At 64.9% G+C, this 8,834-nt stretch carries 7 protein-coding genes; 4 read left to right on the top strand and 3 right to left on the bottom strand.

Annotated features, from left to right (window positions below):
* Nucleotides 1-176 precede the first annotated feature (176 nt).
* A complete protein-coding gene (locus AC1DMG_RS16860) occupies nucleotides 177-1,376 on the top strand; it encodes an MFS transporter (RefSeq protein ID WP_441604734.1) in 1,200 nt (399 codons plus the stop codon).
* 26 nt (nucleotides 1,377-1,402) lie between these two features.
* On the opposite strand, the gene cls is transcribed toward AC1DMG_RS16860, so the two are convergent.
* Both cls and AC1DMG_RS16850 read right to left on the bottom strand, forming a co-directional pair.
* A complete protein-coding gene (gene cls / locus AC1DMG_RS16855; RefSeq protein ID WP_441604733.1) occupies nucleotides 1,403-2,806 on the bottom strand; it encodes a cardiolipin synthase in 1,404 nt (467 codons plus the stop codon).
* Nucleotides 2,807-2,862: 56 nt separating this feature from the next.
* Nucleotides 2,863-3,792, bottom strand: a complete 930-nt coding sequence (locus AC1DMG_RS16850) for a LysR family transcriptional regulator (RefSeq protein ID WP_441604732.1) — start codon at nucleotides 3,790-3,792, stop codon at nucleotides 2,863-2,865.
* Nucleotides 3,793-3,940: 148 nt separating this feature from the next.
* On the opposite strand from AC1DMG_RS16850, the gene AC1DMG_RS16845 reads away from it, so the two are divergent.
* Genes AC1DMG_RS16845 through AC1DMG_RS16835 form a run of 3 tightly spaced genes read left to right on the top strand, consistent with a single transcriptional unit; the run spans nucleotide 3,941 to nucleotide 7,297 of the window.
* Nucleotides 3,941-5,170 carry an MFS transporter gene (locus AC1DMG_RS16845; protein WP_441604731.1) on the top strand — a complete coding sequence of 410 codons (1,230 nt, stop codon included), beginning with the start codon at nucleotides 3,941-3,943 and terminating at the stop codon, nucleotides 5,168-5,170.
* Nucleotides 5,171-5,198: 28 nt separating this feature from the next.
* Entirely contained in the window at nucleotides 5,199-6,257 is a 1,059-nt protein-coding gene (locus AC1DMG_RS16840) for an SDR family oxidoreductase (RefSeq protein WP_441604730.1), read from the top strand.
* Between the two features lie 26 nt (nucleotides 6,258-6,283).
* On the top strand, nucleotides 6,284-7,297 hold the full coding sequence (locus tag AC1DMG_RS16835; protein ID WP_477180801.1) for a zinc-binding alcohol dehydrogenase family protein: 1,014 nt from the start codon (nucleotides 6,284-6,286) through the stop codon (nucleotides 7,295-7,297).
* Nucleotides 7,298-7,339: 42 nt separating this feature from the next.
* Here the strand turns inward: AC1DMG_RS16835 and AC1DMG_RS16830 are convergent, their stop codons facing one another.
* Nucleotides 7,340-8,710: an FAD/NAD(P)-binding protein gene (locus AC1DMG_RS16830; RefSeq protein WP_477180800.1), complete on the bottom strand. Its 1,371-nt coding sequence runs from the start codon at nucleotides 8,708-8,710 to the stop codon at nucleotides 7,340-7,342.
* Between the last annotated feature and the right edge of the window lie 124 nt (nucleotides 8,711-8,834).

Genomic DNA, 8,834 nt, shown 5'->3' with positions numbered 1-8,834 from the left:
GTGCACGACCCGGACAATCTCGGCGCACGCGTGTTCTTCGAATTTGTCGGTGTCGCCGTGGGTGTATTCATCGGCTGGCTGTTGTTCGTACGTCGTCGCTCGTCCGTGTAAAGCGTTGCATCGGCATTCCCCCTCGCGCCGATGCAGCCGCTGTCTCCTCCCCCAAAGCAGTACCCATGAATACTCACGTTGAAGCGGGCGCCAGCGGCTTGCCGTTGACCCGACGAATCGTCCAGATCGTTCTTTTCACCTTTCTGGCCTATCTGGTGATCGGCATGCAGCTGGCGGTGCTGCCGCCGTTCGTGCACACCGAGCTTGGCTTTGGCGCCGTGCTGGCCGGCCTGGTGATCAGTACGCAGTACGTGGCCACCTTGTTGAGTCGTGGTTTTGCGGGTCGCACCTCCGACACCGCTGGCCCCAAGCGTGCCGCGCTGATCGGCCTGGTGGCGTGCGCGATCAGCGGCCTGCTGATGATCGCCGCGGCCCTGCTGCGTGCATGGCCGGTCGCCTCAGTGGGCGTGATGCTGGTGGCGCGACTGGCCCTGGGCATGGGCGAAAGTTGCGTGGCCACCGGTTGCATCATGTGGGGCATCGGGCGGGTCGGTGCGGAACACACCGCCAAGGTCATTTCCTGGAACGGCATTGCCACCTATGGCGCGCTGGCGGTCGGTGCGCCGCTGGGCGTGGTGCTGAACGCTGCGGCGGGTTTTGCCAGCATCGGCATCGCGGCAGTGTTGTTGATGGTGCTGGGCCTGTTGCTGGCGTGGCGTCGCCCCGCCGTGCACGTCGAGGCCGGCGAGCGCCTGCCGATGCATCACGTGTTCGGCCGCGTGGCGCCCTACGGCATGGGCCTGGCGCTGGCTTCGGTGGGCTTCGGGGTAATCGCCACCTTCATCACGCTGTACTACGCGCGCGAGGGTTGGTCCGGTGCCGCTCCCACCTTGAGCGTGTTCGGCGTGTGTTTCGTGGGCGTGCGCCTGGTGCTTGGCTGGACCATCGCGCACTTCGGCGGCTATCGCACCGCGCTCGTTTCGTTGCTGGTGGAATGCGCGGGCCTGATCGTGCTGGCCATGGCCAATCACCCTGCCATGGCCATGCTGGGAGCCGCGCTGAGCGGCATCGGTTTTTCGCTGATCTTCCCCGCGCTCGGGGTGGTGGCGGTGGAGCGCGTGAGCGGAAGCAATCGCGGCGCGGCACTGGCGTCGTATTCGGTGTTTATCGATGTGGCGCTGGGCGTGACCGGTCCGCTGGGCGGGTGGATCGCGTCGGGTGGACGCTATGGTCCGATGTTCGTGGTGGCTGCGATGTTGTCGTTGGCGGGAGCGGTGCTTACCGGCAGTCTCTATTTGCTCCATGGCAACAAGGCGACTGGCTGATCGCGACAGCAAGGCCTCGGCACGGCTTAAAGCACCGGATCAAACAAGCGCGCCACGTGCATCGCCAGTCGCCGCAGATACGGCGCCTTTTCATATTCCGCAGCCGTGACCTCGTGCGCGTGGGCGAAGTCATCGCACAGCATGGCTTCCACCTCGCCAGCGAATTCGGGATCCACGTTCAGGGCGCCGATCTCGAAGTTGAGACGGAACGAACGGTTGTCCAGATTCATGCTGCCCACCGAGGCGGTGTCATCGTCCACCAGCAGCACTTTCTCGTGCACGAAGCCCGGCTGATAGCGAAACACGCGGATGCCGGCGAGCACCGCATCGTGGGCATACAGGCTGGTGGCAAGGAATACCGTGCGGTGATCAGGGCGGCACGGAATAAGCACGCGCACGTCCACGCCGCGGAACACCGCCAGCCGCAACGCCGACATCACTGCCTGGTCGGGCACGAAATAAGGCGTGGTGATCCATAGCCGGTGACGCGCGGCGTGGATCAGCGAGACGAAGAACAGCGAGCAGGTCTCCTGTCGATCGGCCGGCCCGGTGGCCACGATGAGCGTGTGCGCGTTGCCGACTTGTTGCTGCGGTTTGAGCAGCGGCGGCAGCTCACCGGTGACCCAGTGCCAGTCTTCGGCGAAGCTGCGTTGCAGATCGGCGACGGCCGGGCCTTCGATTTCCAGGTGCGTATCGCGCCATGGCGCCAGCGGGGGGCTGAGGCCGAGGTATTCGTCGCCTACGTTGAGGCCGCCGACGTAACCGCGCATGCCATCCACGACCACAATCTTGCGATGATTGCGGAAATTGAGCTGGAAGCGGTTGCTGCGCCGCTGGGTGGCGAATGAATGGATGATCACGCCCGCCTCCTGCAGCGTTTCCACATACTCGTTCGGCAGCGCGTGGCTGCCGATGCCGTCGTAGAGCACACACACATCCACACCGGCGCGCACGCGATCGATCAGCGCCTGCTGCATGCGCTTGCCGAGCATGTCGTCGTGGATGATGAAAAACTGCACGAGCACGCAGCGCCTGGCCTCATTGATGGCCGCGAAAATCGCCTCGAAGGTGGCGTCGCCGTTGATCAGCAGTCGCAGCCGTTGCCCGGCGTGGAAGCGCGCGCCGAGCATGTGCGCGATCTCGCCATAGCGATCGTTGACCTCCGGCGCGCTGGAGCCATTGGCCAGCTGGGCGTCCGCCAGTGCCTGCATCTGGTCGCGTCGTGCGCGATGCAGGTCCACGTAGCCGTGAAAATGGCTGCGTCCCAGATACAGATACGGAATGAGCGTGGCGTAGGGCAGCAAGACCAGGCCCAGCGCCCACGCAAACGCGCCTTGCGGCGTGCGCGTATTGATCACCGCGTGCATGGCGGCGAGCACGCCGGCGATGTGCAGAACCAGCAACAGGGTGCCGACGATGGTGGTCAACATGCCGCGCCACCGGCGAGATGAGTGAGGCGATCCTTATCGAGCATGGGTTCCCCGCATCAACGCATGGCGTCGCGCACAGTATCGAGCACATCGCGTTCGCGTGCCTGCAGTGCCTGCTGCAGGTGATCGACGAACAGGCGAATGCGCGCCGGCAGGTAGGCACGGCTGGGATAGATGGCGTAGATGTGGGCGTCGGCCAGGAACACCTCGTTCTTCAGCGGCACCAGGCGGCCGGCGCGCACGTCGTCGGCGATATCCCAGGCGGACTTGAACGCGATGCCGTGGCCGGCAATGGCCAGGCTGCGCATGAGGTCGCCGTTGTCGCAGGTCATCGCCGCTTCCACGCGCAACGGACGGGAGCCGTCCGGCGTCTGCACCATCCACGGCAGCACGCCATGGCCCGGACGGTGCAGCATCAGGCAGCGGTGCTGCTGCAGTTCGTCGGCATGGTGCGGATAGCCATGCCGTTCCAGATAGTCCGGCGAAGCGCACAGCACGCGGAAGTTGTTGGTGAGCAGGCGCGACACCAGGCGCGAGTCGACCATGGTGCCGCCCCGCACGGCGACGTCCACGCCGTACTCGAACAGATCGAGCATGGCGTCGGAATTGGTGATGCGCAGATGCAGCTGCGGGTGCTGCTCGGCGAAACCGGCCGCCATCGGGCCCACATACTGGCGCCCCATATCCACCGAGGCGGAGATGTGCAGCTGCCCGCGCACCTCCAGCTGGCGCAGCCCGACGGCCGAGTTGGCGTCGTCCACGTCGGCGATGATGGCCTGGCAGCGCTCAAAGTAGAGCGTGCCTTCCTCGGTGAGCACGAGGCGGCGCGAGCTGCGCTGGAGCAGCCGCACGCCCAGCGCGGTCTCCAGCCGGGTCAGCCGCTTGCTGGCGGCAGCGGGCGACAGACCCAGTTCGCGCCCGGCCGCCGACAGGCTGCCTTCGGTCACGGCGCGCACGAACAGGCGCATATCTTCGAAATCGACCATGTTCCAGAGACCTTGGCGAGCAGGCTGGTACGGCCTGGGAATGAGCCATCTTTAACTTTCAGGAAAAGATGCCTCTCTAGTTTGCTCAATTCCCGCAAAGATCTACAAGGCGCACAGTGGCGGCCGTTTCCTTCAGGGATCCCCTCCCATGAACTCCCCACGTTCTTCCGAAAGCGCTGCTGCGGCCGCAGCCGGTTCATCCCGGTTGGCCCTGCTGGCCTTGTCGGTCGCCGCGTTCGCCATCGGCACCACCGAATTCGTGATCATGGGCCTGTTGCCCGAAGTGGCCACGGACCTGCACGTGAGCATCCCGTCCGCCGGCCTGCTGGTGTCGGGCTACGCACTGGGTGTCGCGGCCGGCGCGCCCCTGCTGGCGGCGCTCACGGCCCGCATGGAGCGTCGCAACGCCCTGCTGCTATTGCTCGGCCTGTTCATTCTGGGCAACGCGCTATGCGCGGTGGCGCCCAACTACGGCGTGCTGATGGTGGCGCGCGTGGTGGCGGCGTTCTGCCATGGCTCGTTCTTTGGCATCGGCGCCGTGGTGGCTTCGCATGTGGTGCCGCGCGGCCAGGCTGCCCGCGCCATCGCCCTGATGTTTACCGGGCTGACCCTGGCCAATGTGTTGGGCGTGCCGTTCGGTACCTTTCTCGGCCAGTGGGCGGGCTGGCGCTCGACCTTCATGGCCGTGACCGGCCTGGGCCTGATCGCCGCGATCGCCGTGTGGCGGCTGGTGCCGGCCTTGCCGGATCTGGCGTCGCCGAACATGAAGCGCGAGCTGGGCGTGCTGCGTCAGCCGCAGGTGCTGCTGGCCTTGCTGATGACGGTGCTGGGCTTTGGCGGCGTGTTCACCGTGTTCACCTATATCGCGCCGATCCTGCAGCAGGTGGCGCATGTGAGCGTGGGCGCCACGGGTTGGGTGCTGATCCTGTTTGGCGTGGGCACCACCATCGGCAACATGCTCGGTGGCCGCCTTGCCGACTGGCGCCTGATGCCCTCGCTGGTGGGCGTGCTGATCGCGCTGTCGCTGATCATGCTGGCGTTTGCCTGGACCATGCACAACACCATCGCTGCCGTGGTCACCGTGTTCGTCTGGGGCATCGCTGCCTTTGCCACCGTGCCGCCGCTGCAGATGCGCGTGGTGCAACAGGCGAGCGATGGTCCGCATCTGGCCTCGACGCTGAATATTGCTGCGTTCAATCTCGGCAATGCGATCGGCGCCTTCATCGGCGGTTCGATGATCGGCATGGGTCTGGGTCTGCCGTCGGTAAGTGTGGCCGGCGCCGTGGTCGCCTTGCTGGGTCTGCTGGTGACTTTGGTCAGCGCGGCGCTCGAACGACGTCGCCGCCCAGTCGCGGCAGCTTGCGCCGTCGGCGCCTGATCGAACTCTCTGCGTGCAAAGGATGGGCATGAGCAAGCAAACCAAGGTCGCACTCGTGGTGGGTGCCCAGGGCGTGATCGGTCGCAATCTGATCGATCACTTGTCGACGCTTGAGGACTGGCAGGTGATCGGCTTGTCGCGTCGCGGTGGGACAGGTGCTGGCCGCGTGCAACACATCGCCGTCGATCTGCTCGATATTGACGACACGCTGGCAAAGCTGCGCAAACTCGATCACGTGACGCACGTGTTCTACGCGGCCTATCAGGATCGCCCCAGCTGGGCCGAACTGGTGCCGCCGAACGTGGCGATGCTGGTGAACGTGCTGGACGCGATCGAAGCGGTGGCGCCGCAGCTTGAACACATCAGCCTGATGCAGGGCTACAAGGTCTACGGCGGACACCTCGGTCCGTTCAAGACGCCGGCGCGCGAAACCGATGCGGCCTTCATGCCGCCGGAATTCATGCACGATCAGCAACGCCTGCTCGAACAGCGACAACAGGGCAGGGCGTGGAGCTGGTCGGCGATCCGCCCTGCGGTGGTCGGCGGTTTTGCGCTAGGCAATCCGATGAATCTCGCGCTCGCCATCGCCGTGTATGCGTCGATGAGCAAGGAGCTCGGCCTGCCGCTGCGTTTTCCCGGCAAGCCGGGTGCCTACGACAGGCTGCTGGAGATGACCGATGCCGGTCTGCTCGCCAGCGCCACGGTGTGGGCGGCCACCGAGCCGCATTGCGCCAATCAGGCTTTCAACATCACCAACGGCGACCTGTTCCGATGGAACGAGATGTGGCCCTTCATCGCCGATTATTTCGGCCTTGAAGTCGCGCCACCACTGCCGCTATCGCTCGATAGCGTGATGGCAGACAAGGAGCCGCTGTGGCAAGCCATGGGCGAACGCCACGGCCTCGCGCCGCATGCCTATGCCGAGGTATCGTCCTGGCGTTTTGCCGACTTCGTGTTTTCCTGGGACTACGACATGTTTGGCGACGGTTCCAAGGCGCGGCGCTACGGCTTCCACGAACATGTGGAAACCAAGGCGATGTTCACGCGACTGTTTGATGACTTTCGTCGGCGCAAAATCATTCCCTGACTTTTCAGATTCGCAAGGAGAGCTGCATGAAAGCCGTCGCGTACCGACAGATCCTGCCCATCACGGATCCGCATAGCCTGATCGACGTCGAGTTGGCGCAGCCCGCGCCGCAAGGGCGCGATCTGCTGGTGCAGGTCGAGGCGATCTCGATCAATCCGGTGGATACCAAGGTGCGCCAGCGCGCCAACCCCGAGGGTGCAGACAAAGTGCTGGGTTGGGATGCCGCCGGCACCGTGGTGGCGGTGGGCGCCGACGTTACGCTGTTCAAGCCGGGCGATGCGGTGTACTACGCCGGTGCGATCGATCGTTCCGGCAGCAACGCGCAATTCCAGCTGGTCGATGAGCGCATCGTGGGACGCAAGCCCGGCACACTCGATTTCGCGCAGGCCGCGGCGATGCCGCTCACCACGATCACTGCGTGGGAATTGCTGTTCGACCGGCTCAACCTGCCTCGCGGCGCCACAGCGCGTCCTCGCGTCATCCTGGTCGTCGGCGGTGCAGGCGGGGTGGGTTCGATGGCGATCCAGTTGGCACGCACGTTGACCAATGCCACCGTGATCGCCACGGCGTCGCGTGAAGACAGTCAGGCGTGGGTGAAGGCCTTGGGCGCGCATCACGTGGTCGATCATCATGGCGATCTGGTCGCCGCGGTGAAGGCGGTGGCGCCGCAAGGCGTGGACGATGTGCTCAGCCTCACGCACACCGAGCAGCACTTCGCGAAGCTGGTGGAACTGCTCAAACCACAGGGCAAGCTGGCCTTGATCGATGATCCGGCCAAGCCGCTGGAGATCAACCTGCTCAAGCAGAAGAGCATCTCGCTGCACTGGGAGTTCATGTACACGCGCTCGCTGTTCCACACCGAGGACATGCAGGCGCAGCATCGTCTGCTCAACGAAGTGGCCGACCTGGTCGACGCCGGTGTGTTGCGCACGACGCTGCGCGACAACCTGGGTGCGATCAATGCGGAGAATCTGCGTCGCGCACATCAGCAAGTGGAAAGCRCGAGCTCGATCGGCAAGCTGGTTTTAAGCGGCTGGTAATCGCTGGCACGCAAAAAAAAGGAGCGCCAAGCGCTCCTTTTTTTATCCGCCCTTCAACAACCGGTCGGCGAGATTGCGCGCCTGCTGGCGTATCTCCGGCATGGCCGTGGATTCCCACAGCGTGCCGCGCAGCAGGGTACCGATCGCGTAGAAGTGCGGCCACGGCTGGTTGCCATGCGCCACGCGTCCTTCCGTCGTTGCCGTGACGCCCAGACCGAGCGGATCGGCGGTGACATGGCCATTGGTCGACAGCTGGCGGATCAACGGATGCTGCGTGCGCCGCACATCCGTGTTGAGGCCCACCGTCTGGATGACCAGATCGGCATCCATGGTTTCCATGCCCTTGCCGTGCGGACGGCGGATTTCCAGATGCAGCTTGTCGCCGACGACATCGACCGTCTGCAGACGACCGCGACGACGGTGCAGCCGGTCGCCATCCTCAAGCGCCTTCATGGCCGCCATGACCTGCGGCGGCATGCGATGGCGCACGCGTTCCCAGGCCCAGCGTGCATGACGCAGGAAGCGCGAGCGTTCCGCTTCCGCCAGCAGCGCCCATAGCGAAGGCGTATGCGGGCGCAGGCTGTCGACCACGGTGCGCCAGTCGGCGCTTTGCGCCATGGCTTCGCGCAGCAGGCGGATCCAGGTACGGATGTAGGGTTCGTCGCGCATCGCCTCGATCAGTTCGCCGCTGTCGTCAGCTGGCGCGGAGGCGTGCTGCAGATGTGGCTCCGGCAACAGGCCGTGGCGCGAGATGGCTTCGAAGCTGGCGTTCGGCCACAGCGCCGAAAGCTCCAGCAACACGTCGACGGCGGTGAGACCCAGTCCGATCAGCACCACTTTGCGCGGACGTGTGTCCGGCTTGGCCTGCGCAAGAAAACCCCAGGRTTCAGTCACGTACTGGCCGCTTTCGAGCGCCGCATCGCTGACGCCATTCAACGGCAGCGGCGGCAACGAACCGATCGCCAGCACGGCGGCGTCGGCACGTGCGCTGTCCTCGCCATGGATCACATTGACGCCATCGTGCTCCGGCACGATGGCATCCACCTCGAACGGCAGCACGCGCACATCGTGGCCGGCTGCACGTGCACGCTCGAGCGCGCGCTCCACCTGAGCTTCGAGATAATCGCCATAGAGGCGTCGCGGCAGGAAATCGGTACCGGCGATGGTGCTGTCGCCACGCTGGGCGTATTCCAGAAACCCGTGCGGCCGGGCAGCAAACATGCTCATCGAGGCCGCACGGACGTTCAACAAATGTTTGTCGGACCGCGTGCCATACGCGACACCACGCGGCGAGTTACCGCCGCCGGTATACCAGTCCAGATGCAACTGCTGCGGCAACTGGCGTTCCAGTAGCTCGCTCAGCAGCGCTGCCGCTGCAGCACCGCCGCCGATGATGGCGACCCGTCGATACATGCCACTCCCTCAAAAAAAGCGTCTTCACGTGTGTGGCTTCAAGCATACAGGCGGCCGGCCAAGGCGCTGCGCTGCTGGCTTGCGGTCCACTGGCCAGCTTCGCCAGCTTGTTGGTATGTAAAGT

The organism is Dyella sp. 01N36, assembly GCF_056399745.1.
This window is presented reverse-complemented; position numbering and strand designations above follow the sequence as displayed.